We start from the raw sequence: 25102 nt of genomic DNA on the forward strand, positions 1-25102 counted from the left end.
AATTCATTTCCTTTCCACAAATGGAATCTGCTGCTCTCGCATAAATTCTTGAATTGATTGACTATAAACATGCTTGAAAAAGTCAGCACTTTGCTGCTTGCCAGCTGGTGCAGTTAAAATGAAGGCATTTTGGTGATCAGTTTTACCGATACCGATATAAGCTGACTGGTCGCCTTTACGAACAGTCAATTCAGAATGTAAGATTGTAAATACTTGGCGCACTTGGAGCCGCTGTTGCCGCGCTGAAAAAACGCCATCTAACGTGATCAACTGATTGTGATTTGTCGTTGCCAAGCCAACGCTCTCCAACCACGGATCAAAGGCAGCAAATAAATTCACTACTGCGCGCCGCATGGTGAACGGTGAATCAACGGGCTTTGCGGCAACGATTTTGTACAAGCGTTGCGCCCCGTAATAAGACAGCGGGTACTTTTCTTTGAACTGACGGCTAAATAGCTTAGTTTCACCATGATAAAAAACCAACGTGTCCAATAACGCTAAAGTGCGAAAAACAGCTAAACGGTCCGGCTTATCTTCCTCTACTGGTACTTCAGCTAAAATGCCCGCTAAATATTGTTCTTGCGCAACTTGATCGACCAACTGTAATTCCTGTTGCTGCGCGCCAATAATCACGTGGCTCACCACGTTATATAACTCGATTGCCGTTGCCCATAATTGGCGATCAAACATTTCTTTACCTGTCGTTAAATTAAAACGAATCTGCGGATAACCATGGTGAGCCATTAGTAAATGGAGCAACTCATGGCTCAGTGTGTAATCAACGTTCGTGATGTCAGTGACAAAAATCGTAATGCTGCCATCTTCATTTTCCACTTGTCGCGATTGGCCATGCCGAATGTAGCCCACTTTTTTGGTTCCCAATTCAACATGGATCTCCTGGCCAACTAATTCCTGTGCTTCGTCTAGCAAAGCCGTTACCGCTGGTGCAAATTTTTCTGTCATCCCGCACTGCCCTCTTTCTGTCTGCTTCCATTCTAACAAAGCCAGACCCGCTTGTGAACTAAGCTGGTCGTATTAATCGAAGCGCTTTCGTGATATACTTAACATAGCAATACAAGTTAATCATAGAAAACTAACGGGGTGAAATTTATGGCAGAAACACGCAATGTTCTTTTATATTTGATTCAAAGTCTTGATGGTTATATCGCAGAAAGCGATGGCAGTATGACTTGGTTACAACAATTGAACACCACCGAAGCGGACAGCGCCTTTCAAAATTTCTATAGTCGCGTTGAAACTGTGATCATGGGCCGTAAAACTTATACCCGCGCCACTCAGCGCGCCGGTAGCTATCCATATAGTGATAAGCAAAGTTTCGTTTTCTCGACCACCATGCACGACACCGAAGACCGCGCTACAGTGGTTGCTGGCGATGTGGTTGAATTTGTTCGTCAGCTCAAGCAGGAAAAAGGCGGCGATATTTGGTTAGTCGGCGGCCCTGACTTGTTTGCGGAATTACTTAAAGCTCACGAAATTGATAAATTAATTATCTCGATTGCACCAGTACTATTAGGCAATGGTACACCATTATTAAATACTAACTTAAAAGATGTCCCATTAAACTTGATCGCCACAAAACAAATCGGCCGTTTAGTCGAATTGACCTATGCAGTTGATCAAAAATAAGCAATAAAATAACGCCACCACCAGTTATCTGGTAATGGCGCTATTTTATTGCTCAGTTTCACCAGTATTGATCACTGGTTGGGTCCCACGATCAGTGATAATCGAAACTAATAAATTATTAACGATACGCATTTTCTGATTATCATCAAACTTCAGCTTACCGCCAGCTTCCAATTGATCTAGCGCATCTTCAGTCATAGAAACGGCGCCTTCAACAATAATTTTGCGTGCCGCTAAAATAGCTGATGCTTGTTGCCGTTGTAGCATCGCACTGGCAATTTCAGTGGCGTAGGCCAAATGAGTTAATCGTGTTTCAATGATTTCCACACCAGCCACTTGGAGTCGTTCTTCCAACTCAGTGGTCAACTTCTGCGAAACTTCCGCCGTATTACCGCGCAAAGTAATGGCAGCCTCGTCAGCAAAAGTATCATAAGCGTATTGACTGGCCACGTGGCGGATAGCAGCTTCACTTTGAATTTGAACAAATTGTTCGTAGTAATCCACGTTGAACAGAGCTTTAGCAGTATCAGTCACCCGAAAAACAATCACCGCAGCGATTTCAACTGGATTACCTTGTTCATCGTTGACCTTCAAAATATCGCTATTGAAATTACGGACTCGTAATGAAATTGGCTGTTTTTTAGTCACCGGTACGGTAATAAATAAACCATTTTCACGAATCGAGCCAATATAGCGACCGAAGAAAGTCAGCGCTTGTGCCTCATTTGGCGCAATGATCGTGATTGCACTGAAGAAAAATACCGCAATCGCTAAAATGATAATACCAACAATGATCCGCACAATACCATCGTTTAAAATACCCATTGCAGTCAACCACACACCGAATAATGACAACAGAATCAAAACAACTAACCCAACATAACCGTTAACGTACCACGCTTTTTTCTCCTTCATATTCATGGCCTCCACTCATATTGTGCCCGCTCGCCACCAATTAACTTTGGCCGGCTACGTAAATAAGTTGTGTGCGCAGCGCCTACCGTTTTGACGCTGGTACGAACTGGAATCTGAACGAATTTAACGTGCATCCCGATTGCTGTATCACCAATATCCATTCCTGCCTGAGCAGTGATATGCTCAATTTCGACTGGATCGCTAAAATTTTCAAAGGCAGCCATTTGCGTTGCCCCACCAGCATGCAGTGCCGGCACCACGCTAACTAACTCCCAGTTATGGGCTTCGGCAACTTTACGCTCAACCGCTAACGCGCGATTTAAATGCTCGCAACCCTGCACCGCTAAATCAATTTGTAGTGGCACTAATAAGTCTTGCAGCGTTTTAACCACAACGCGGCCAACTTCACGACTTGAATCTTGGCCAATGTGTTCACCTTGAATTTCACTGGTACTACAGCCAACGACAAAGACATCGCCTGCTTTTAAGTTCGCCACCGCTAATAATTCTTGTGCGCCTTGTCTGATTTGTGTTGCAATTTCAGTTAAATCAACCATCCAACCACCCCTATATCTTTGTATTTGACCACATTATGCGCGGTCGCTATAGTGCGGTCAAGTGAATTAGTTATCCACCTATCTAGACAAGCGCTACTTTTGCGTTATAATAGACTGCATTAATCTATTTTGGAGGTGACGGTAATGAAATACACGAAACAACATCGTAACACCAGTAGTAGCCAACGTGAGCAAACCTGGAAGAAATATAAAAAACAAGCTAACCAACTAAGCGCACATAAACGCAATGGTCAGCGCAACGGACGCTAAAAAGAGCCAAGAACAAATTATTGTTCCTGACTCTTTTTTGATGCCGTTAATAAAGTTTCTAAGGTGGCTAAAACACCTGCGTGCTCAGCATCTAACTCAGTTGCCTGCTGTGCCACTGCTTTAACGAAGTCAGGCGCATTTTGCATCGCATAACTTTGCCCAGCGGCTTCAAGCATATCAATATCATTCGCACCATCGCCAAAGGCCAACGTCTCTGCCGGCTTGATCTGCCAGTGCTGTTGTAAAAAAGCAACGGCAGCGGCTTTGCCAACATCGCCACGAACCACATCGATCACGCCATAGCCACTATCATGTGCCACTAACTTCCCAGCAAAATAAGCGTTCAGCGCCGCAACGTGTTCAGCCGCATCCCCGCCGCTATAAGCTAAGCTGATTTTCTTAATTGGTTCGTGCACCTGCTTTAAATCGATCGGCTGTAAATTAGCATAAAATTTACTAGCCTGCTCAAGCAAGGCTGGTGCAACACCTTGATTTGTATATGAACGATCATTCCCAGTTAAAATCACATAAGCATGTTGCAATGGTTCTGCCTTAGCTTGATAGTTTGCTAAAAAATCAGCTAGCTGCTGCGCCGATAACGCGCCATCAAAAATTTGTTGTTCCTGCCAATAAATTGAGGCACCATTTTCTGCTACATAGATTAAATTATCGGCCTGTAACGGTGCCATAACTTCGCGTAAATGGCGATATTGATTACCGCTGCACACTGCAAAATAAGCATCCTGCTGATTTAAACGTTGTAGCAGCCGTGCTAGTCGGTTATGATCCACTTGCTGATCAGCGTTAAGTAACGTGCCATTCATATCGGTTACCACCAATTTTATCATCAAGCCACTTCCTTACTTTTAATCACTACCCTTATTTTAACCTATTTGGGCAAAAAAAAACTAGGAGTTCCGCACTCCTAGTCAGAATTTATTTTATTTTAAGGTCGGCCAACTGTGCTTCAACAGCTGTGCGGTCAACGCCAGCTTGCAACAAGGCCGCCGCAGTATAGGCGCCTTCCACCAGCGCAACATCATATAAATGCACTGGCTTATCACTAAAGTCTTGCGCCAATTCCAGATTCATTTTGGCACTACCTAAATCGTAAAAGGCCAAAATCTCGTCAGCCTTATTGTCACTAATGGCTTGCTGAATCTTTTCGACGCTGGTACCAACACCACCGTCATCGGTACCGCCAGCAATCGTTACAGAAACATCGGCCGCCACTTGGCTGATCAGTGTTTGAACACCGGCGGCAATTTTATCCACGTGTGAAACAATAATGATGCCTAAACTCATGCAGTCACCCCCGCTTTCAACATTTCACTGAACAAATAACCACTGGAAACAGAACCAGGATCGAGATGACCAATTGAATTATCACCAACGTACGAGGCCCGCCCTTTAGTAGCTTTCATTGGTTTAGTAGCTTGCACTGCATCATCAATGACTTGCGTGGTCAGGTTACCAGCCTTAGCAGCAGCAACAACTGGCGCCCAAACATCGATCATCGTCTTTTCACCAGTAGTGGCGCCACCACGTTTTTGTAGGCCAGCTAACCCAGCGGCCAACAAATCAGCGACTTCTTGTGTCTCACGGCTAGCCTTAGCCATTTCCAAAAAGGCTGTGCCATATAATGCACCCGAAGCGCCACCGACCTTACTAACTAAAGCCATGGCGATAGTTTTCAAGGCTGCTGTCAAGTCAGCTGGTTCTTGTTTGCCTAATGCATCCTCAATAGCAGCTGCACCACGAGCTAAATTATTGCCATGGTCACCATCACCGATTGGCGTGTCTAATTCACTTAAATAAGCTTTTTGCGCCGTTACCGTCGCGTCAAAACCGTGTAACCATTTTAATGTATCTTCTAACGTTAATGTCATCAATTGATCTTCCTTTCTTACTTACAATTCCGCCAAACTATACGCATTTGTCGGGAAATCCGTACCCCGAATAGCTTGCGGGTAACCCGCTAACAAATCAGCGGTAAACTGCGGGGTCAGTGGTTTAGCTGCAGCCATTACTTGCGGCAAGATATCTAACGGATCGACTAAATCGATATCGTGCGCCAGCAACACTGCAACCAGCTGCGATAACATTTGAAAATCACGACTTACAATATAGTACGGCCGCCCAGCAATCATGAACACTAAGAATAGCCATAACGCAGTTGTATCCACCGCTAAATTACCAGCGCGCAGATAACCTAACTGAACTGAGCCAACTGCATCCCAGCTTTCCTGTAAGAAAAGTTGACCACGCTCATCGCGTAAGGCTACCTGCGCCTTTGTCAAAATCAAGGTACTGGCAGTAGCACTGGCGGTGGTAAAACTAAAATTCAACGGGGTTAAATGTGTGTTGATCTTAGTGGCAATATCTTTCGTAGCTGGCGCACGTTCGCCAGAAAACAATTGTGGCGCTAGCGTGTACATAGACGTAACCTCCTATCGGGCATAAGTTGCGTGTTGTTCCAACTAGGTTGCTGGCACTGTGTTTTGCAAGTTTATCGGCTTTGCTCCCTTAGATGAACGAAACCGCAGTCTTCTAGTTAGCAGCGCCCTTAAAAATAGCCGTTCTATTTTTGGGTCCACGCAATGGTGTCAACTGGATACTGTAACCCCTTGAGCCAAGCGTCATCCTCTAATTTGAATAAGGTTAACGAAATACCAGCCATATCCAACGAGGTCATATAATTGCCAACTTTAGTGAAGTCGACGTTAATATCATCGGCAGCTAATTGGTTCAACGCGTCATTAGTGAAGACATATTGTTCCATTAACGGCGTTGCGCCCATCCCATTGATCAAAACAGCAAAATGGTCACCAGCTTGATACTTGAATTCGTCCTTCAAGCGGCCAAGTAATTCAGTGACTAATGCTTTAGATGGTTGGAGCTTTTCCTTACGATAACCAGGTTCGCCATGAATACCGACACCATATTCGATTTCGTCATCAGCTAAATCAAAGCCCGGTTTGCCAACTTCTGGCACAGTAGCACCAGATAAAGCAACGGCAATCGTTTTGATATTCGGCATTACTTTTTTAGCTAAAGCTTCTAGTTCGTCTAACGAAGCACCTTGATCGGCAGCAGCACCAATGATTTTGTGCATAAAAATCGTTCCGGCAACACCACGCCGACCTTGAGTGTACGTACTATTTTCTACGGCAATATCGTCATCAACCACAATTGACTTGACCTTGATGTCATCGAGGTCGGCCATATCTTTTGCCATGTCGAAGTTCATCACATCACCAGAGTAATTCTTGATGACCATGAAAACACCTTTGCCATGATCAGCGGCCTTGATTGCTGCATAAAGTTGATCTGGCGTTGGTGACGTGAAGACTTGCCCCGCCACAGCAGCTGATAACATGCCAGCACCAACAAAACCAGCGTGGGTAGGTTCATGGCCACTGCCACCGCCACTGATCACGCCAACCTTGCCTGCCATTGAGGCCTTATCATGCCGCACTAACGCTTCCGTTTCCGGTAAACGTTCAACGTATTGCGGATACGCCTGTACTAAGCCAGCGACCATTTCCGGTACGATATTCTGTGGATCGTTCATGATTTTTTTCATCAAAATAACCTCCAATTATTAAACTCACGTCTAGTATAACCGTTTTCTGAAGTCGGTTACAAGATTAAGCAATAAGCTTTTAACGGAACTTAAAAATCACAGCCCTTTTGCGCTCAACTTATAGATAAACTAGCGCTCAACTCTTAAATTTTTGGAAAATTAAACCGGCTGCCAAGTAGGATTATCGCAATGTTTCGGCGCTGATTTGATTGCTTGACGGTTCAAAAAATAAAACGATTTCGCTGGATCCAATTCTCTATTCGACTAGCCCTTACTAATGACGAATAATCACGAACTATATACGCATTTTTGTTTAAAATAATTCTTGTAATATAACCCAATGTCACTTGTAAATCGAGTATACTTAAAGTATTAATTGTATTGGAGGAAATTTATAATGGGTAAATGGATTTTGATTGGGATCATCGTTATTCTAGTCATCTTAGTTTTATTGCTGACTGTAAAAATCGTCAACCAACCTAACAAAGGTGTGGTTGTCACGTTAGGTCGTTTTGATGGCATTTTGGAACCAGGTATTCATGTGATCAAACCGTTCATTTCACACATCATCACTGTTGGAACGGCACAAACACCAGTTGACTTAAATCAGCAAGTCGTGATCACTAAAGATAACGCCGAAATTTCAGTGAAGATCTCCTTAAAGTATCACGTCACAAATATTGAAGATTTCACGTTTAAAAATGAGGATTCCGTTCGTTCCATGATTCAGGACACACGGGCGGCGTTGCGCGGTATTATTGGTAACAAAGAATTAAATGAAGTTCTGAATGGCACTCAAGAAATTAACAAGGAATTGTTCAAAGAAATTTCGTCAGTCACAGCTGGCTATGGCTTAAATGTTGACCGAATCAACATTGATTCAGTTAATCCATCAGCTGATATTCAAGCCTCAATGAACAAATTACTTCAAGCAACTCGTGAACGTGATGCTGCTATCGCCAGTGCTGAAGGTCGAGCACGTTCAGTCACTTTGGAAAATCAGGCTAACAATCAAGCCTTGCTGGAAACTAACCAAGCCAATAACCAAGCATTGGTCAACACGGCAACCGCCAAAGCTACGGCCTTAAAGACCACGACAGACGCTCAAGTTTATCAGACACAACAACTAAATATTGTTTTGACTGACGCTGGCCATAATTACTTTGTTCAGCAAAATATTGACGCCTTTCGTGACTTGGCTAAAAGCCCAGCTAACACTGTGGTACTTCCTAACGCCACAGCCGATAGCATGGGCCAATTACCAGCCATCGGTAACCTATTGACCCTTGATCAAGCTAAAACCAAAACAACAAAAGAATAATTTCAATCTACCGTAATGCAAAGCCAACTACTTTGTATTACGGTTTTGTTTTTTCCTAAGCAACATTTTCCGTTAGCTCAATAGTGGTCTAGACTGTTCTAAAATTATGTTATACTGTAAGCGGATTAATCTATTTGTACCAACCAATTAGACAACGCAACTTTTAAAATAAGGGAGAATTTTAATATGAGCAAATTAGGTGTTTCCGTTTATCCAGAACATGCAACTTTTGAACAAGATCAAGCCTACTTAGACTTAGCCCACAAATATGGCTTTCAGCGTGTTTTCACGTCGTTATTAGAAATCACTGGTGATCAAGCAGAAGTTGTTGGTCACTTTAAAAAAGTGATTGCTTATGCCAACACATTAGGCATGCAAGTCATGGTCGATATGAATCCTAGTCTGTTCAAACAATTAGGTATTTCCTACGAAGATCTCAGTTTTTTCAAGGATCTCGGCGCTTGGGGTGTGCGCTTAGATCTAGGCTTTACTGGTCAAGAAGAAGCACGGATGACTCACAATCCTTATGGTTTAAAGATCGAGGTCAACATGTCCAAAGGCACGCATTATTTGGATACAATTATGGATTACTCACCTAATCGTGATAATTTGCTGGGCTCACATAACTTCTATCCCCAAAAGTTCACCGGTCTTGGTTATGATTATTTCAAAGCCTGCTGCGAAAATTATCGTCAGTACGCAATCAACACCGCCGCTTTCGTCACTGCGCCCAGCGCTACTTTTGGACCTTGGCCAGTAGCTGATGGTTTGAGCACATTAGAGGACCACCGTAATTTAGGCATCACCACGCAAGTGCAGCATTTATGCCTTAGCGGATTGATCGATGATGTCCTGATCGGTGATGCCTACGCCAGTGAAGCTGAATTAAAAGCTGCCAGCGAGGCTTTTTTCACACCAGAACCCATTTTACATGTCGACGTCCAGCCTAACCTCACAGAAAATGAACGCAAGGTCTTATTTGACCAAAACCAAACTTACCGTGGCGACTTTTCTGACTACGTGATCCGCTCGACTATGACCCGGGTCATCTACAAGGATGCTGCTTTTCCTGCTAATAACACAACGCCGATTTACGCCGGTGATTTGTTGATCGACAATGATGATTATGGCCAGTACAAGGGGGAGCTGCAAATTGCTCGCCGCGACTTTGCCAATGATGGCCGCATCAATGTGGTCGGTCATATTAGCGCCGATGATCAAATTCTGCTTAGCTATTTGAAACCGTGGGCCGACTTTAAATTAGTCGCCAACGCTTAGGTGGCCTGATGGATTATCGTTTAAAAGCTGCCGATGAAGCAGCTTTTTATCAACTCTATTTATACGCCTTTAATAAGATGGACAGTCCGCAGCGGCGCACTTTTTTCAGTCAACGTTATCAGCATGCTTGGGTTTACGGTCTACGCGACCAGCAACAATTGGTAAGTGGCTTATACAGCATCCCCTTACAAGTTAATTTTCACGGCACTATTTATCAAATGAACGGCATTGGCGACGTGATGAACGCGCCAGAATTTTCCGGTCGTGGTGGCGCGGGGACGCTACTGCAGGCTGCGTTAACGGAAATGGCAGCCAAAGGGGTGACCTTGTCGTATTTAGCGCCCTTCTCCTTCCGCTATTACCGTCGTTTCGGTTACGAGCAAGTCTTTGATCATACGCTGTACCAACTAGCTAGTTCTGACCTGCCGCGCTTAAACTTCGAGATTCATGGCAAAATTGTCCGTTTACCATTAGCTACAGCGTGGCCACAATTACAGAATCTCTATGCAGCACAGCCAGTGAATCAGCGTGGCGGTTTATTGCGGCCCACATGGTGGTGGCAATATTTAGTCGCCAAGAACCCGGCGTGGGAAGTCGCTTTGCGCTATGATGAACAACAACAATTAACCGGCTACCTGATCTATCAGCGCACGGCCACAACTTTTGCTATTCAGGAGTGGCAATTTAGTGATAGCGCCACTTATCAAGCGTTAGCGCTATTCATTAGCAAGCATGGCACCAGTTATCAGCAATTCAGTTACGCTGCGCCAACACCAGTTCAGCTTGATCGTTTGGCTGAACCTTACACATTATCCGCCACCACTATTCCCTATATGATGGCGCGAATCGTCAACTTAGCCGATTTTCTGCAACGCTATCCATTTGTGCACGCCTTTACGCCAATCACGCTAACAATCAGTGATCCCATTTTACCAGCCAATCAGGCAACTTGGCAGTTACAACGGCAACACGGCCAAACACAGGTGCAAAAGGTGGCCACAACTGGCGACTTAGCCTTAAGTATTCAAAGCTTGACCAAAGCGCTATTTGGCTATCGCCAGCTCACCGACTTATTACGTTACGGTGAAATCAGCGGTGACGCACAAGTCGCGCAACAATTAGATCAAGCTTTAGTGCAGGAGGCGCCTAGTTTGATCGATTATTTCTAATTTACGCAAAGCTGTGCCGTTATGGTGCAGCTTTTTTATTTTTCTTATCGTCAGTGCGCACGCCCAAAACTATTTTAGCTTGACATATTATTATACAGTCTATATGATATAGATAAATTAATACTATACGTCATATAATATAGTGAGGAGCATAATTATGAACATTCCAGTTAGCTCGGAATTGCTGGATGGCTGTGTTTTAGCGCTATTAGCCGATAAAGATTATTACGGCTACACCATTACGCAGCAGATCCAGCAAACGATCACGATCTCGGAATCAACGTTATATCCAGTGCTACGGCGCTTAAAAAAAGACGGCGCGCTGGAAACCTATGATGAACCATTTAAAGGCCGTAATCGCCGCTATTATCGCATCACACCTGCTGGTACCACTCGCCTTGGCGAAATCCGCAACGATTGGGAAGATTACAAACACAATATTGACTGGTTAATGAAAAAGGAGGGGCAAGCCTGATGACCACCACTGATTATTTAGATGAATTTAAGGCATTATTGCCAGGACTTAGCAACGATGAAACCAGCGACGTGCTGGACTATTATCAAGAATACATCCTCGACGCCGATTTAGCCGATTACGCAGCTGTTGTAGCCAAGTTAGGCACACCGCAACAATTAGCACGCAAAACTTTAGCAGACTATTCGATCCGCCAAAGTGCACCAGTAACACTGGCCACTCCGCGACACAACGCCCGCTTGATCTGGATCATTATCCTTGCCCTTTTTGCCTCACCAATTGCGATTCCCTTGGCAGTCGCGGTGATTTTAATGTTGATCGCCGGTATAGTAGTGGTTGGTACAATTATTTTCGCGGCCATGATGGTGGTGGCTGGCTTGCTATTGGCAGGTGGCTTTGCGCTGATCAGTGGTATCGCCATTTTGTTCCAATCTTTTGCGACTGGTGTCTTCTACACAGGTCTTGGCTTAGCCGGCTTAGGTGGTGGCGTTTTGGCACTATTGATCGGCTATATGGTGGTCAAAGTTCTGCTCCAAATGGGTGTAGTGATCATTAAATATATCTACCACAAATTTCAAACTCGACATCAGAAAGGAGCGCGGAACTAATGCGAAAAACAGCTAAATGGGCGGCGATCATTTTACTTATCGGTGCAATTTTCACCGGTATCGGCGCACTAATGGGTGGTGTTAACAGCATTACTTATGATCATGGTTTCCGCGTTGTTCACAACGAAACTGTTACCCGCAAGTTAGGCAACGTCAAGCAACTCGAGGTCGACTCTGATAATGCCTACGTGGAAATTATAGCGGGTAAACAAGCAACTGTGACCGTATCTGGATCTGATGCCAAAGCAACTAAAATCAATTTAAATAACGATATTTTAACCATCACACATTCTGGCGACAGTAGCGGCATTGGCTTTAATTTTGCTAGTAATGAAGCCCATATCAAAATCACGCTGCCACAAAAATCCTTGAACCAACTTAACTTAAGCCTGACTAGTGGCAATCTTAAACTACAACAAGTCACCACTAAGGATGCTAATATTAGCCTAGATTCTGGCCGGTTGGTTGCCAATCAACTAACCGTTAGCCACAATGGTTTACTCAAAAGTAATAGTGGCGACGTCAAAATATCACACAGCAACTTGAATAAAGTAACAACGCAAATTAGTTCTGGCGAGCTGGATATTGATAATAGTACTTTAAGTCATTTTACAGCCACTAACGCCAGTGGTGACACTGACATCGAGCATTCCAAACTCAGTGGCATCACTAGCTTAACTAACCACAGCGGCGATGTTGAACTAAATAATAGTGCTAGTACCGGTTACCGGCTGCAAACTGATTCTGGTGAAATCAGTGTCCACGATAATGACCACGGTGCCGTCTATAATCACGATCCTGGTGCTAGTGAGCGACTAGAAGTAACCAATAATAGCGGCGATATTGAAATTGAATAAGCATTATCTAGCGGTATTTTTCAACCGAATGGCGTATAATAGTGAACTAGAAAAGACATTCGGTTAAGGAAGAAGGCTGAGTTAATGTTTGATAACACACAAAGTCGCTTTGCATCTTATGGCGTCGTCGCAAGTATCCCTGGGGAATTGATCGACGCAATCTGGGCAATCATCGATAATAATCTGCAAGGCGTCTTTCCCCTCGCCCACACATTAGTTTTCGAAATCAGTAATAATCACGGCCATGTCACTTATGATTATGTGCAAAACCACGAAGTTGTCGCTAGTTTTGACACACCAGCCACATATTCCAGTGACTTTCCGGCAACGCTACTGGCCTACGATAGTGGTACTCAACAAACGATCTTGTTGCCTAGTGAAGCTGAAAATTAAATTAATCACACCAAAAAAGGCGTTGCCTGTAGTCAAACCTATAAGCAACGCCTTTTTGGTACAAAAGACTTCATTTTTAGCCGTTTTACTATTTTGTTTCAAATAACTGCTCAGGAATAAATAGATCCCCTAGCGTCGCCGCCATGATGGCTTTGATCGAGTGTAGTCGATTCTCTGCCTCTTGGAAAACGACTGATTGATCACTATTAAAGACATCATCAGTAATTTCCAATGCGGTCACACCAAATTCTTCTTCTAACGCTTTACCAATTTCGGTATTCTTATCATGATAAGCCGGTAAACAATGCATAATGATCGTATCCGCTTTTTCAGTCTGCGCAACTAGCTTGGCATTAACTTGGTATGGTAAGAGTTCCTTGACCCGCGCTTGCGGTGAGACATCTTCACCCATGGAGATCCACACGTCCGTATAAATGGCGTCGGCGTCGGCAACCGCTGCCCCTGGATCTGAGGTGATCAAGACTTTACTGCCACTTTTAGCCGCCGCCTCCTTGGCCATGGCAACTATGGTAGCACTTGGTTGCAAGGCCGTTGGCGCGCCAATCTGGATATTAACGCCTAACAAGGCCGCCGTTACTAGCAACGAATTCCCCATATTATTCCGGCCGTCACCAACATACGCCAAGGTTAAGCCTTGTAAATGACCGAAGTGTTCCTTCAAAGTCATAAAGTCAGCGATCATTTGTGTGGGGTGCCATTGGTCAGTCAAGCCATTCCAAACGGGTACGCCGCTATATTTAGCCAACTGTTCCACTGTATCTTGAGCAAAGCCCCGGTACTCGATGCCATCAAACATTGAGCCTAACACTTTGGCCGTATCAGCTGTCGATTCTTTTTTGCCAAATTGAATATCGTTTTTACCGAGAAATTCGGGATGTGCCCCTAGATCAGTCGCTGCCACAGTGAAAGCTGAACGCGTCCGCGTTGATGCTTTTTCGAACAGCAAGGCAATATTCTTGCCTTGTAAGTAATGATGCGGAATGTGCTGCTGCTTTAATTGCTTCAAATGAATGGCAAAGTCGATGAAATATTCCAATTCTTGCGCCGTGAAGTCAATTTCTTTTAGTAATGATTTATTAGCGAAATGATTCATAATGGGGCCTCCTTATTAATTCGATAAAACTTGCTTGATCGTAGCAACGCCTTGGGCTAGTTGTTCTTGGCTGACGATCAGTGGTGGCAATAAACGCAACGTGTCGTGTTTTGCCGACAACGTTAGCAAATGCTCATCCTGTAACGCCGCAACCACTGGGTCAACGGGTACCGTCAAATGAATGCCTTGCATCAAACCCAGACCAGTGATACCACTCACATTAGCCAGTGGCGCCAGCTGCGTTTGCAATAATTGTTCTAAGTAAGCGGCTTTAGCTTGTACTTGAGCTAGAAAGTCAGGTGTTAATTGTGTCAAAACAGCCTTTGCCGCCGCCATTGCTAATTTATTACCACCAAATGTCGTCCCGTGACTACCTGGTGTAAAGGCGCTAGCTAAATCAGCATTCCCAATCAACGCCCCAACTGGCAGGCCATTAGCCAAGCCTTTGGCAGTGGTGACAATATCCGGCTTCAAACCATAATGCTGGTAGGCAAATAGTTGCCCAGTTCGGCCGTTACCCGTTTGGACTTCGTCAATAATCAACAAGACATGTTCTTGCTGGCACTTTGCGGCCACATGCTGTAACCATGCACCGCTAGCAGGATTGACCCCACCTTCGCCTTGAACCACTTCTAAGATAACTGCGGCCAAATCAGAAGTAATCTGTGGTAACGCCGCATCATCATTGTATGGGGCAAAGCTAATATCAGGCACTAACGGACCGAAACCAGCTTTAATCGCTGAATTATCAGTCATCGACAAGGCGCCATATGTCCGACCATGGAAACTATCGCTAAATGCCAGCACAGCACTTTTACCACTGGCTTTGCGGGCTAACTTCAAAGCTGCTTCGTTGGCCTCGGTACCAGAATTGCAGAAGAAAACTAATTTATCTGCATCACCGACTAGTAAAGCAGCAACTTGCTCCTGCAACTGACTTTGATACAAATTCGAAGTATGCCAAATTTTTTGTGCTTGCTCTGCAACGCTTGCTTGTACTGCAGTATTGCTGTAACCCAAGTTGCAGACGCCAATACCGCTCGTAAAGTCGAGGTACGTTTTTTGATGATCATCGGTCAAGTAGCAATCATGCCCGCTGATGATGTCGAAGGGATAACGTGTGTAGGTTGGAAAAAGTTTACTCATTGGGCAATTCCTGCTTTCTGTGTAATAAATGTCGTGCCGGTATGGGTCAAGTCATCGGTGATAAAAGCCTGTTGCACGCCATGATTCAACGCCGCAAACGCTGCTTTAATTTTCGGGGTCATGCCGCTTTTGATAATGTCAGCCGCAATCATTGTGTGTGCTTTTTGCTGTGACAATTCGGGTACGACTTCGCCCGCTGACAAAACACCCGGCACGTCCGTTAACAAAACCAATTTACTAGCGTTAAGCTTAGTGGCAATTTCTGCTGCCGCGGTGTCAGCGTTAACGTTCAACCATTTCCCATCAGTAGTCTGAGCTAAGGGGGCCAAAACACCAATTTCTCGGCTTAAAATTTGCGTTAACCACGCTGTGTTCAACTGGTCAAGCACGCCGACCTCGCCGTATTTGGCTTGATCTAAATAATGACCTTGCAATAACTGGTTGCAACCAGCATTTAAACCGATGACTGGTAAATGATGTGCGCTTAATTTACTCAGTAACTCTGGTTGAACCAAGCCTAGCAAAACCGCTTTAGTCAGCTCGAGTGTTGCGGCATCAGTTACCCGCACACCGGCGATTTTTTTAACGGCCAAATGTAATTCCGTACTTAATTGGGAGATCTTTGGTCCGCCACCATGAACGATCAGAATCTTTTGACCTTGTTGGCACCAGCGTGCTAACTGTTGAAAAAAGCTATCTGGCAATTGAGTTACGGCATTGCCGCCAATTTTAATCACAATGATCTGTTGCTTCATTTGGACGCTCCCCTTTTTAAATTAAATCTACGAAAGTAACTAGCCAATATCGGTTGCTGTGCACTTTTTTAAACGCGTTATCTTCTAACTATGGTAAGTTGCGTTGATTTTCACGTAATCATAAGTCAGATCGCAGCCCCAAGCTTGCCCGTGGCCAGTGCCATTATGCAACTCGACGGCCACGTTGATCACAGTACCAGCTAATGGAGCTTCTAATTTGCTGACATCAGTGGTTGCAGCGTGACTGGCTTGAATCATCGGTAACTCATTTAAAGTGACATCGACAGCATCTAGAGCCAAATGTGCATCGGTTTGACCAATGGCCACCATGATTCGCCCCCAGTTAGGGTCTTCACCGTAAATGGCCGCCTTAACTAAGTTAGAACCAACAATAGCTTTAGCAACTTGCTGGCCTTCCAGGTCGGACCAAGCACCGTTAACAGTAACTGCAACAAGCTTAGTGGCACCTTCACCATCGGCGGCAATTTTCTTGGCCAATTCGCCAAGAATATAGGTTAATGCTGTGGCAAACGTGGCGTAATCAGCAGAAGTTTCAGTTAACGGGGTGTTACCGGCAACACCATTGGCCAATACTGTGACCATATCGTTGGTCGACGTATCGCCGTCAACAGTGATCTGGTTAAATGTGGTGTCAGTAGCTTGACTTAATAATTTCTGTAACAGCGTGCCGGAAATTGCCGCATCCGTTGTGACGAAGCCGAGCATCGTTGCCATGTTTGGATGGATCATCCCTGAACCTTTACAAAAGCCGCTAATGGTAATTTTCTTACCGTCAATCTGGCAAGTAACCGCAACGGTTTTAGCATGTGTATCAGTAGTCAAAACGGCTTCGGTAACTTTGGTATTGTCGGTTAATTGTAGTTGATCGATACCGGCAGCAATCACGTCCATCGGTAGTAGTTCACCGATGATCCCCGTTGAAGCAACACCGACTAAATCAGTGCTTAAACCTAATTTAGTTGCCGCCAGCTTTTGCATTTGGACAGCATCTTGTTCACCTTGAGCACCAGTACATGAATTGGCGTTAGCGCTATTTAGTACAACGGCTTGCAATTGATGCTGCAGATTGATTGTTTGCTTAGTTAACTTGGTAGGTGCAGCTTGAAATTGGTTCGTCGTGTAAACGCCAGCGGCAGCAGCTGGTTGTTCTGAATACAGCCACCCCATGTCCAATTTTTCTTTGCGTAACCCAGCGTGGACACCGTCAGCTTTGAAACCTTGGGGCCAGGTAAATGGGATTTCTGTATATTTTGTTTCCATAATGACTACTCCTTGTAATGACTTATTTATGGCATTAATGCGGCTAGCTGCAAACCAGCTGTGGCGGCAAAACCAAAGTATTGATTAAAATTTTGAATGGCTTGGCCAGCAGCGCCCTTTAATAGATTATCGATAACACTGACCACTAATACTGTGTGGGTCACTGGATTATAACTGATGCCCAAATCACAGAAGTTAGTACCAACGACTTCTTTTAGTGTTGGTAATTGGCCTGCGGGTAAGACGCGAACAAATGGTTGGTCAGCATAGGTTGCCGTGAATGCTGCTTGTAGCTGTTCCGCCGTAGCTTCGCTTTTTGCATAGATTGTGTCCATAATGCCGCGGACGATTGGTAACAGTGTCGTCGTAAACTGAATTGCTGGTACGTTGTCGTCCCAAATTTTTAATTGTTGCATGATTTCTGGAATGTGTTGGTGCCGATTAACTTTATATAGTTGTAAGTTTTCATCAGTTTGGCTGAAATGTGTGCTGGTGGCCAGTTTTTTACCAGCACCGGATGTACCAGATTTGGCATCAACAATAATACTCGTTGGATCGATCAAATGCTGTTGAACCAGTGGTGCCAGGCCTAGCAAAGTCGCAGTTGCGTAACAGCCAGGATTGGCAATATAGCTATGCCCCGCTGCGTTGGCGAATTCAGCTAAGCCATAATGACTTTGCTGCAACGCGCTAACAGCTGGTGCCGGCTTGTGGTACCACTTGGTGAAAGTTGTCGGATCAAGCAAGCGATAATCACCAGATAAATCAATCACCGGAAAGTTAGCGGCAATAAATGGTGTTGCCAATTCAGTGGTAACACCAGCAGATGTGGCGAAGAAGATCACATCACATTCGGCCATGATCACTGCTGGATCAAGTGGTTCAATCAGCGTTTGATCACCGATGAAATTCGGTACTGCTTCTACTAAAGGTTGCACTTGGCTATTATCGGGATGGCCGAACAAGCGAATCGCCGCCACCTCAGGATGTTGCTGTAATAATTGATATAAAACCATGCCACTATAACCTGTAACGCCGACTAAAGCTGCGTTCATGTCCCTCACCGCCTCATATGCCATTTTTAATGGCTAATTTTTATGCTTACTTTCATTGCTGTTTGGATTAAACGCGCCAGATTCGGAATACTTTTTGCCGCGTTTTATTCTTTTCAAATGAATTTTTAATCAAACTATCATTGACCAACAGCTTACACCTGCCTTTTTATAAATGCAAGCTTTTTTCAATTTTTATGCAGTTATTCTTTTTTATTTGCATATTTTAGCGCATATAATTAAGTAATATACATATTTTATGAATTTTATAGTTGACTTATATTCAAAAATGCGGTTTACTTAATCACAATCAATTAGATATTAATTTGCATTTTTATGTGAAAGGATGAAAACGAATGAAAAGTTATCTTATTTTAGAAGATGGTTTAACATTTGCCGGCGACGCTTTTGGCGCCCACATTGCCGCTGCTGGTGAAGTGGTTTTTAATACCGGCATGACGGGCTATCAAGAAGCAATCACCGATCCTTCCTATAGTAATCAACTCATTACCTTTACTTATCCCTTGATTGGTAACTATGGTATCGACGCCACACACAATCAATCCGTACAGGCAAGTTGCGCTGCGGTGATCGTCCGGCAGCTGGCTGACCTACCCAATCATTACGCGCAACAAATGAATCTCGATGCATTTTTACAACAACAAAAAGTCCCTGGTATCCAAGGTATCGATACTCGGCAATTAACTAAACATATTCGCCAACACGGCACGCTGAAAGCTATTTTAACGACACAGCCTTTAACCGTCGCTTTTTCCGCCGCCTATGCCGCAATTAAACAAAAAGAAGCGCCACTACAGCGCGCAACTTATACGACTAAACAGGCGCAACAACACGTGGTCTTGATCGACTTTGGTACCAAAAAAGCAATCATCGATCAATTATTGGCGCAGCATTGTAACGTTGATGTCGTGCCTTATACAACCTCATTGGCTGATATTGATGCTTTACAACCAGACGGTATCTTCCTATCTAATGGTCCTGATGATCCTGCCGATTACGAAATGGTTTTACCGTTGATTCAAGCACTCCAAGCCAAATATCCATTAGCCGGCATTTGCCTGGGTCACCAACTATTAGCCCTAGCTAACGGCGCCAAGACCTATAAGCTACAATACGGCCACCGTGGTTTGAATCATCCCGTTAAAAATATCGCCACTGGTAAAACTATTTTGACTAGTCAAAACCACGGCTATGCAGTAGCCGTGGATTCGCTAGTAGATACACCGTTAGAAATGACTGCCTATGAGTTAAATGACGGTAGTGTGGAAGGCCTGCAGCACAAGAGTTTGCCAGTTATTTCCGTCCAGTACCATCCGGAAGCTAATCCTGGTCCTACTGATGCCCTAGGCTTTTTCACCGAATTTTATGACTTAATGAACGCCAATAAAGCGAAAAAGAGTAGCGTGGCGTAACTGAACCCTTTTACTGGAAATCGACTTTTTAACGAACAGGAAGATGCAGATGCCAAAACTAACTAATATTCATAAAATTGCCGTGATCGGCTCAGGACCAATCGTGATCGGCCAAGCCGCCGAATTCGATTATGCCGGTAGCCAAGCGTGCTTAAGCTTAAAAGAAGAAGGCTATCAAGTTGTCTTGATCAACTCTAACCCAGCAACGATCATGACCGATGATGAAATCGCCGATAAAGTTTATTTAGAACCACTAACACTAGAATCAGTCAGCGCCATTTTAGCCAAAGAACGGCCTGATGCATTATTACCAACGCTCGGCGGCCAAACGGGGTTGAATTTGGCGGTTGAATTGGACGATGCTGGCGTTTTAGCCAAATACAACATTCAATTGTTAGGCACTGGCCTAGCTACAATTAAGCAAGCCGAGGATCGGGAGAGTTTCAAGGAATTAATGCAAAAAATTGGCCAGCCAGTTCCCGCTAGCAAAACAGTGCACGCTGTCCAAACCGCATTAGACTTTGCTGAACAAATCAGTTACCCCGTTATCGTTCGGCCTGCCTATACGCTGGGTGGTACCGGTGGTGGGATTGCCGCCAATGCCGCAGAATTACAAAAAATCATGGTACGCGGCCTAAGCATGTCCCCCGTCAATGAATGTTTAATTGAAAAAAGCATCGCAGGCTTTAAAGAAATCGAATACGAAGTTATGCGTGATAATATTGGGGACAAAATCACCGTCTGCAATATGGAAAACTTTGATCCAGTTGGTATCCATACTGGTGATTCAATTGTTTTTGCACCCTCGCAGACACTAAATGACACCGAGTACCAAACCCTGCGGCAAGCATCATTGGATATTATCGACGCCTTGGATATCAAAGGTGGCTGCAACGTTCAATTGGCGCAGGATCCTAATAGTGCGCGTTATTACATTATTGAGGTTAACCCACGGGTCAGCCGTTCTTCTGCTTTGGCATCCAAAGCAACCGGTTATCCCATCGCTAAAATTGCCGCTAAAATCGCCGTTGGCTTGAATTTAAGCGAGCTGCGCAACCCCATAACCAAAACAACTTATGCCGCCTTTGAACCCGCATTAGATTACGTTGTCGCTAAAATTCCACGCTTTCCCTTCGATAAATTCAATACTGCTGAACGTCAACTGGGGACGCAAATGAAAGCCACCGGTGAGGTTATGGGTATCGGCAGTACGATTGAAGAGTCATTGCTCAAAGCCTTACAGTCAATGGAAATTGATCAGACTGCTATTAATCAGTTGAAACCGACTAGCGATACGCCTGATTTAGCCGCGGCATTGCACGTTCCAACTGACGACCGGCTATTGGTGATTTTTGCGGCTTTACGTGCCGGCTACAGTGTAGCTAAAATTCATGACCTGACTCAAATCGATCGTTTCTTTTTAGATAAATTAGCGCACATTATTCAACTACAACAGTTGTTACCACAAGATTTAGCCGCTAATTACGCCACCGCAAAGAAGTTTGGCTTTAATGATGCCATGATCAGCGCCGTTACCAATGAGCAGTTGCCCACTTTAGCGCCGGTCTATAAAATGGTTGATACTTGTGCCGGCGAATTTGCCAGCAGTACCCCTTATTTTTATAGTACTTATTTTGGTACAGAAAACGAAAGCGAGCCACTAGGCAATAGTATTTTAGTTATCGGTTCTGGCCCAATTCGAATTGGCCAAGGGGTTGAATTTGATTACACCACGGTTCACTGCGTCCAAGCTATTCAACAGGCTGGCTATCACGCAATCATCGTCAACAACAATCCCGAAACCGTGTCCACTGATTTTTCGATTTCGGACAAACTCTATTTCGAACCGTTGACCTTAGAAAGCGTGCTGCATATCGCTGCCTTAGAGCAGCCACTAGGCGTCATTGTCCAATTTGGCGGCCAAACGGCAATTAATTTGACTAAGGGCTTAGTGGCTGACGGACTGAAAATTCTTGGTACCTCCTTACATGGCATCGACCAAACAGAAGATCGCCACCAATTCGAAGACCTACTAAAGCATTTATCGATCAAACAACCAGCCGGCAACACGGCTACCAGTCTCACCGAAGCACATAAAATTGCCGCGGCGATTGGCTATCCCGTTATGGTACGGCCTAGCTTTGTTCTTGGCGGTCGTGCAATGGCCGTTGTTCACAACGAAAAAGAATTGGCGCATTATCTGACCAACGCTTTACACGCTGCCCCTGATCAGCCGATTTTGATTGATCATTACGTTCAAGGGCTGGAATGTGAGGTCGATATTCTCAGTGACGGTCACGCCGTGTTCATTCCTGGCATTATGGAGCACATTGAAGGCGCCGGTATCCACTCCGGCGATTCAATTGCGGTCTATCCGCCACAACGACTGACGCTAGAGCAGCAGCACGAAATCATCAATATTGCGACTAAAATTGGCCAACATGTCCACTGTATTGGTATGATGAACATTCAATTCATTGTCGCTGATCACGTTTATGTCATCGAGGTCAACCCGCGCGCTAGCCGGACAGTACCATTTATGAGTAAAGTGACGAAACTGCATTTGGCCAAAATTGCCACACACTTAATTCTTGGCGCCAGCTTTGCCGAACTCGGCTTAACCCCTGGCTTACTGACACCACCTAATTTAGTCGCCGTTAAGGCCCCCGTATTCTCATTTGCTAAGTTACCTGGTATCAGTACCGCGCTCAGTCCGGAAATGAAGTCTACAGGTGAAGAAATTGGCATCGCAGCCGATTATGCCACCGCGTTAACTAAAGCGCTGACTGATAGCTATCATTTTCATGGCAGCCATGCAGGCCAAGTGGTGCTGTTGACACCAAACTTAGCTGCTGATAACAAGGTCACACAGGCAATTGCGCACGCACAGTTAATTCCGCGCGTACTCACCGCCGATACGGTGCCTGATATTGACGTTAAACAAGTCGCGCTAGTTGCCAATACCAACGAGCAGCAAACCGCAGCTGATCCGCTAAATTACTTTGCGCTCAGTCAAAATGTGCCTTTATTCACAGCAGAAGATACGCTACTGGCAGCCTTATCACTTGCCAAATAAGTCGGTTGCCGCTATGCTAATGAGGAAAAATTAGTATAGGAGGTCACGACGATGACATTAAGTAAAACCAGCGCCAAAATTGGCCTAGCCGTCACTGCTCCTGCCACTGAAAATATGCAGGCACCATTTACCGGACAGATTGAAAAAATCTACGAAAATGCTGCCTTGTTGAAGATCACTAGCTACGACCCAAGTGATGAGCTCAATGTTAAGGCACTACACGACAAGATTATTGTTAGTTTAAAGCAATTAAAAAAAGCAAAATAGTCAGCGGTAAGCGTAACTTAGTGCCCCGCGGACACGATTAGCGCTACAAGACGAAAAAAATAAACCCAGGCTGCACCATAATTTACTTATGGTCCAACTTAGGTTTATTTTGCTGGCTTACATTGCCTTATTTAGCGTCAATATAACTATACAACGTATATTTTGAAATATCGTAGTACGTTGAAACTTTATCACCAGACTTGGTGACCAAAAAGGCGCCTTGATCGTTCAAGAAATGAATTCCTCGAATCTTATCGGCCTTCGTCATCAACGCAACTGGCTTACCAACTAACTTAACTGATTCTTCTAACAACTCGTCTAACAGCTGGTTTACATTTTGCGTAATTGGAACGTCGCTTTTTTCTGGTGCTTGCGCTTCGGTGAAGTGGCGCAACGTCGATTCGGCCATCATCAAATGTGATATATCATAATTAATCGATAAAATTGCGTGTAGCTGTTGATCATCCTTTAGGTAAATGGTGCTGGACTTCAGCACTCGTCCATCACGGGTATGGGTCGTATAGTTAATACGATCTTGTAATTCCGCTGGATCTTTTTTGAGACTTTCCAACACAATTTCTGAAGGACCGTCAGCAATTTCACGTTCAGAGACCTGACCATTTTCAATTAAAATAATGGTATGGTCAATATTGCCTTGATCGACTCGGTGAATCACAACTTCACAATCAGGTCCAAACTGTCCTGCAATCGCACGTCCAAGTTGACTAAGAAATTCCAATTGATTTTCCACTATCATCCATCCTTTATTTTGAATCGGCTAATGCCTGTAAGCCGGTTGTCATTATGATTAAAATTGTACCAATTAATTCAGGCCAGCCAAACTGGATCTGAAAAATAAGTACCGTCAAGATCGTTGACGTTAATGGCTCGAAAGCCCCTAATAAGCTAGTCATTGTTGGCGCAATAAATCGTAAACTTTGTAAAACGAATAGGTATGCAAATAGTGTACCAAAAATAATAACAAAGGCTACAATTAAAATACCGCGAAAATCCAATACTGGCAATGATTTTCCCCTCAAGAACAGTAAAAAGCTGACACCACCCAGTAACATCGCCCAACCAACAATCGGAACCGCGCCAAATTTGCGTAATAAGTGGCGCGGAAAAAGCGTATAAATTGCGGTACTCAACGCGGTTAGCAAGCCCCAAACAAAGCCAGTTGTTGAAATACTTAGCTGGTTTAACTGACCGTGAGTCACTAGCAAGTAAGTTCCCACTAAGGCCAATATCACTGAGACCACGTCCGTTTTACGCGGCCGATGCCAATATCTGATTGCCAAATACACAATGATCAATACTGGACTAAGAAATTGTAAAATCGTGGCGGTGGCGGCATTGCTGTGTTTAATTGCCATGAAATAAGTCAGTTGTGCTGGCAACATGCCAATAAAGCTAAACACCAGTAACGCACCGGCCGAACGTGGCTGACGCCAGGGGGCATTCATCGCGTGAGGTTCTGTCGCGTAACCAAATAGTATCAATAAAATACCGGCGCCAATCATCCGAATGCAAACCAACCATCGCGGTGACATCTGATACGTTGTGAATAGTGCTTGTGCGGCAATCCCCGAAAAGCCCCACAGCAGCGGCCCCGCAATGGCTAAAATAATACCATGTAGCCGCATGTTCTTACCCTTTATCATGATCACTCATCCCTACCCACCTAAATAAAAAAGACGCCTACTCAAAAGGGAGTGGTCCCTTCGAGTAGACGTCATCAATTACTTAGGTAATATTTTCAGCGAACGTCATCGCTATCTAAATTTATTATACCGCAAAAATATTTTTTGTAAATAAACTTTTTTATTTACTAAGCTATTTTTTTGTTTGCCGGATTTAAAATAGAAGTGCAACATAAATAAAACTAGACCAAAAGGGCCA

Annotated in this window: 27 protein-coding genes and 1 riboswitch; of the genes, 12 read left to right on the plus strand and 15 right to left on the minus strand. The window is 44.4% G+C overall.

Going from position 1 to position 25102, the window contains the following annotated elements; genetic code table 11:
* Window positions 1-3: 3 nt before the first annotated feature.
* On the minus strand, window positions 4-963 hold the full coding sequence (locus tag EKM80_RS06240; protein ID WP_125552257.1) for a hypothetical protein: 960 nt from the start codon (window positions 961-963) through the stop codon (window positions 4-6).
* Window positions 964-1110: 147 nt separating this feature from the next.
* Here EKM80_RS06240 and EKM80_RS06245 point away from each other — a divergent pair, with 147 nt between their 5' ends.
* Window positions 1111-1647, plus strand: coding sequence for a dihydrofolate reductase family protein (locus EKM80_RS06245; RefSeq protein ID WP_125552258.1), 537 nt, complete (start codon window positions 1111-1113; stop codon window positions 1645-1647).
* Window positions 1648-1692: 45 nt separating this feature from the next.
* Here EKM80_RS06245 and EKM80_RS06250 read toward each other — a convergent pair whose 3' ends face one another.
* Complete coding sequence (locus EKM80_RS06250; protein WP_125552259.1) at window positions 1693-2562, minus strand: SPFH domain-containing protein; 870 nt, start codon at window positions 2560-2562, stop codon at window positions 1693-1695.
* Between the two features lie 2 nt (window positions 2563-2564).
* On the minus strand, window positions 2565-3119 hold the full coding sequence (locus EKM80_RS06255; RefSeq protein WP_125552260.1) for a TIGR01440 family protein: 555 nt from the start codon (window positions 3117-3119) through the stop codon (window positions 2565-2567).
* 144 nt (window positions 3120-3263) lie between these two features.
* On the opposite strand from EKM80_RS06255, the gene EKM80_RS15105 reads away from it, so the two are divergent.
* Entirely contained in the window at window positions 3264-3389 is a 126-nt protein-coding gene (locus tag EKM80_RS15105) for a hypothetical protein (RefSeq protein WP_263853729.1), read from the plus strand.
* Between the two features lie 17 nt (window positions 3390-3406).
* Here the strand turns inward: EKM80_RS15105 and EKM80_RS06260 are convergent, their stop codons facing one another.
* From EKM80_RS06260 to dhaK, 5 genes are all read right to left on the minus strand, one after another.
* Window positions 3407-4237, minus strand: a complete 831-nt coding sequence (locus EKM80_RS06260) for a Cof-type HAD-IIB family hydrolase (protein ID WP_125552261.1) — start codon at window positions 4235-4237, stop codon at window positions 3407-3409.
* Between the two features lie 88 nt (window positions 4238-4325).
* Window positions 4326-4694 carry a dihydroxyacetone kinase phosphoryl donor subunit DhaM gene (dhaM, locus tag EKM80_RS06265; RefSeq protein ID WP_125552262.1) on the minus strand — a complete coding sequence of 123 codons (369 nt, stop codon included), beginning with the start codon at window positions 4692-4694 and terminating at the stop codon, window positions 4326-4328.
* Entirely contained in the window at window positions 4691-5278 is a 588-nt protein-coding gene (gene dhaL / locus EKM80_RS06270; RefSeq protein ID WP_125552263.1) for a dihydroxyacetone kinase subunit DhaL, read from the minus strand. The genes dhaM and dhaL overlap by 4 nt, the downstream gene beginning before the upstream one ends.
* A 21-nt stretch (window positions 5279-5299) precedes the next feature.
* Entirely contained in the window at window positions 5300-5827 is a 528-nt protein-coding gene (locus EKM80_RS06275; protein WP_125552264.1) for a hypothetical protein, read from the minus strand.
* Between the two features lie 143 nt (window positions 5828-5970).
* Window positions 5971-6975 carry a dihydroxyacetone kinase subunit DhaK gene (dhaK, locus tag EKM80_RS06280; protein ID WP_125552265.1) on the minus strand — a complete coding sequence of 335 codons (1005 nt, stop codon included), beginning with the start codon at window positions 6973-6975 and terminating at the stop codon, window positions 5971-5973.
* A 397-nt stretch (window positions 6976-7372) separates the two neighbouring features.
* Here dhaK and EKM80_RS06285 point away from each other — a divergent pair, with 397 nt between their 5' ends.
* The 7 genes from EKM80_RS06285 to EKM80_RS06315 all read left to right on the plus strand — a co-directional run bounded on the left by EKM80_RS06285 (window position 7373) and on the right by EKM80_RS06315 (window position 13076).
* Window positions 7373-8296, plus strand: a complete 924-nt coding sequence (locus EKM80_RS06285) for an SPFH domain-containing protein (protein ID WP_125552266.1) — start codon at window positions 7373-7375, stop codon at window positions 8294-8296.
* Window positions 8297-8482: 186 nt separating this feature from the next.
* The gene (locus tag EKM80_RS06290; protein WP_125552267.1) at window positions 8483-9574 is read left to right on the plus strand and encodes a DUF871 domain-containing protein; all 1092 of its coding nucleotides are present in this window, start codon (window positions 8483-8485) and stop codon (window positions 9572-9574) included.
* A gap of 8 nt (window positions 9575-9582) precedes the next feature.
* Window positions 9583-10743 (plus strand): GNAT family N-acetyltransferase, encoded by a 1161-nt coding sequence (locus EKM80_RS06295; protein WP_125552268.1) that lies wholly within the window; start codon window positions 9583-9585, stop codon window positions 10741-10743.
* A gap of 157 nt (window positions 10744-10900) precedes the next feature.
* On the plus strand, window positions 10901-11218 hold the full coding sequence (locus EKM80_RS06300; RefSeq protein WP_125552269.1) for a PadR family transcriptional regulator: 318 nt from the start codon (window positions 10901-10903) through the stop codon (window positions 11216-11218).
* Window positions 11218-11826, plus strand: a complete 609-nt coding sequence (locus EKM80_RS06305) for a DUF1700 domain-containing protein (protein WP_125552270.1) — start codon at window positions 11218-11220, stop codon at window positions 11824-11826. Before EKM80_RS06300 ends, EKM80_RS06305 begins: the two co-directional genes overlap by 1 nt.
* Entirely contained in the window at window positions 11826-12683 is an 858-nt protein-coding gene (locus EKM80_RS06310) for a DUF4097 family beta strand repeat-containing protein (RefSeq protein ID WP_125552271.1), read from the plus strand. Before EKM80_RS06305 ends, EKM80_RS06310 begins: the two co-directional genes overlap by 1 nt.
* 84 nt (window positions 12684-12767) lie before the next feature.
* Window positions 12768-13076, plus strand: a complete 309-nt coding sequence (locus EKM80_RS06315; RefSeq protein WP_125552272.1) for a DUF960 domain-containing protein — start codon at window positions 12768-12770, stop codon at window positions 13074-13076.
* Between the two features lie 88 nt (window positions 13077-13164).
* Here the strand turns inward: EKM80_RS06315 and argF are convergent, their stop codons facing one another.
* From argF to argC, 5 genes are all read right to left on the minus strand, one after another.
* Window positions 13165-14190 carry an ornithine carbamoyltransferase gene (gene argF, locus EKM80_RS06320; RefSeq protein ID WP_125552273.1) on the minus strand — a complete coding sequence of 342 codons (1026 nt, stop codon included), beginning with the start codon at window positions 14188-14190 and terminating at the stop codon, window positions 13165-13167.
* 15 nt (window positions 14191-14205) lie between these two features.
* Entirely contained in the window at window positions 14206-15336 is a 1131-nt protein-coding gene (locus EKM80_RS06325) for an acetylornithine transaminase (protein WP_125552274.1), read from the minus strand.
* Window positions 15333-16091: an acetylglutamate kinase gene (argB, locus tag EKM80_RS06330; protein ID WP_125552275.1), complete on the minus strand. Its 759-nt coding sequence runs from the start codon at window positions 16089-16091 to the stop codon at window positions 15333-15335. The genes EKM80_RS06325 and argB overlap by 4 nt, the downstream gene beginning before the upstream one ends.
* A gap of 84 nt (window positions 16092-16175) precedes the next feature.
* Window positions 16176-17372 carry a bifunctional glutamate N-acetyltransferase/amino-acid acetyltransferase ArgJ gene (gene argJ / locus EKM80_RS06335; RefSeq protein ID WP_125552276.1) on the minus strand — a complete coding sequence of 399 codons (1197 nt, stop codon included), beginning with the start codon at window positions 17370-17372 and terminating at the stop codon, window positions 16176-16178.
* A 26-nt stretch (window positions 17373-17398) separates the two neighbouring features.
* Window positions 17399-18427 (minus strand): N-acetyl-gamma-glutamyl-phosphate reductase, encoded by a 1029-nt coding sequence (gene argC, locus EKM80_RS06340; protein ID WP_125552277.1) that lies wholly within the window; start codon window positions 18425-18427, stop codon window positions 17399-17401.
* A 353-nt stretch (window positions 18428-18780) separates the two neighbouring features.
* On the opposite strand from argC, the gene EKM80_RS06345 reads away from it, so the two are divergent.
* Genes EKM80_RS06345 through EKM80_RS06355 form a run of 3 tightly spaced genes read left to right on the plus strand, consistent with a single transcriptional unit; the run spans window position 18781 to window position 23200 of the window.
* Window positions 18781-19857: a carbamoyl phosphate synthase small subunit gene (locus tag EKM80_RS06345; RefSeq protein ID WP_125552278.1), complete on the plus strand. Its 1077-nt coding sequence runs from the start codon at window positions 18781-18783 to the stop codon at window positions 19855-19857.
* Between the two features lie 49 nt (window positions 19858-19906).
* The gene (carB, locus tag EKM80_RS06350) at window positions 19907-22933 is read left to right on the plus strand and encodes a carbamoyl-phosphate synthase large subunit (RefSeq protein WP_125552279.1); all 3027 of its coding nucleotides are present in this window, start codon (window positions 19907-19909) and stop codon (window positions 22931-22933) included.
* 51 nt (window positions 22934-22984) lie between these two features.
* Window positions 22985-23200, plus strand: coding sequence for a DUF2187 domain-containing protein (locus EKM80_RS06355; protein ID WP_125552280.1), 216 nt, complete (start codon window positions 22985-22987; stop codon window positions 23198-23200).
* Between the two features lie 127 nt (window positions 23201-23327).
* Here the strand turns inward: EKM80_RS06355 and EKM80_RS06360 are convergent, their stop codons facing one another.
* A complete protein-coding gene (locus EKM80_RS06360; protein ID WP_125552281.1) occupies window positions 23328-23957 on the minus strand; it encodes a helix-turn-helix transcriptional regulator in 630 nt (209 codons plus the stop codon).
* Window positions 23958-23964: 7 nt separating this feature from the next.
* Window positions 23965-24864, minus strand: coding sequence for a DMT family transporter (locus EKM80_RS06365; protein ID WP_125552282.1), 900 nt, complete (start codon window positions 24862-24864; stop codon window positions 23965-23967).
* 58 nt (window positions 24865-24922) lie between these two features.
* A riboswitch (Fluoride riboswitch) is annotated at window positions 24923-24986 on the minus strand.
* Window positions 24987-25102 lie beyond the last annotated feature (116 nt).

The organism is Loigolactobacillus jiayinensis (assembly GCF_003946445.1).
In the GTDB taxonomy this organism is placed as follows: Bacteria; Bacillota; Bacilli; order Lactobacillales; family Lactobacillaceae; genus Loigolactobacillus; species Loigolactobacillus jiayinensis.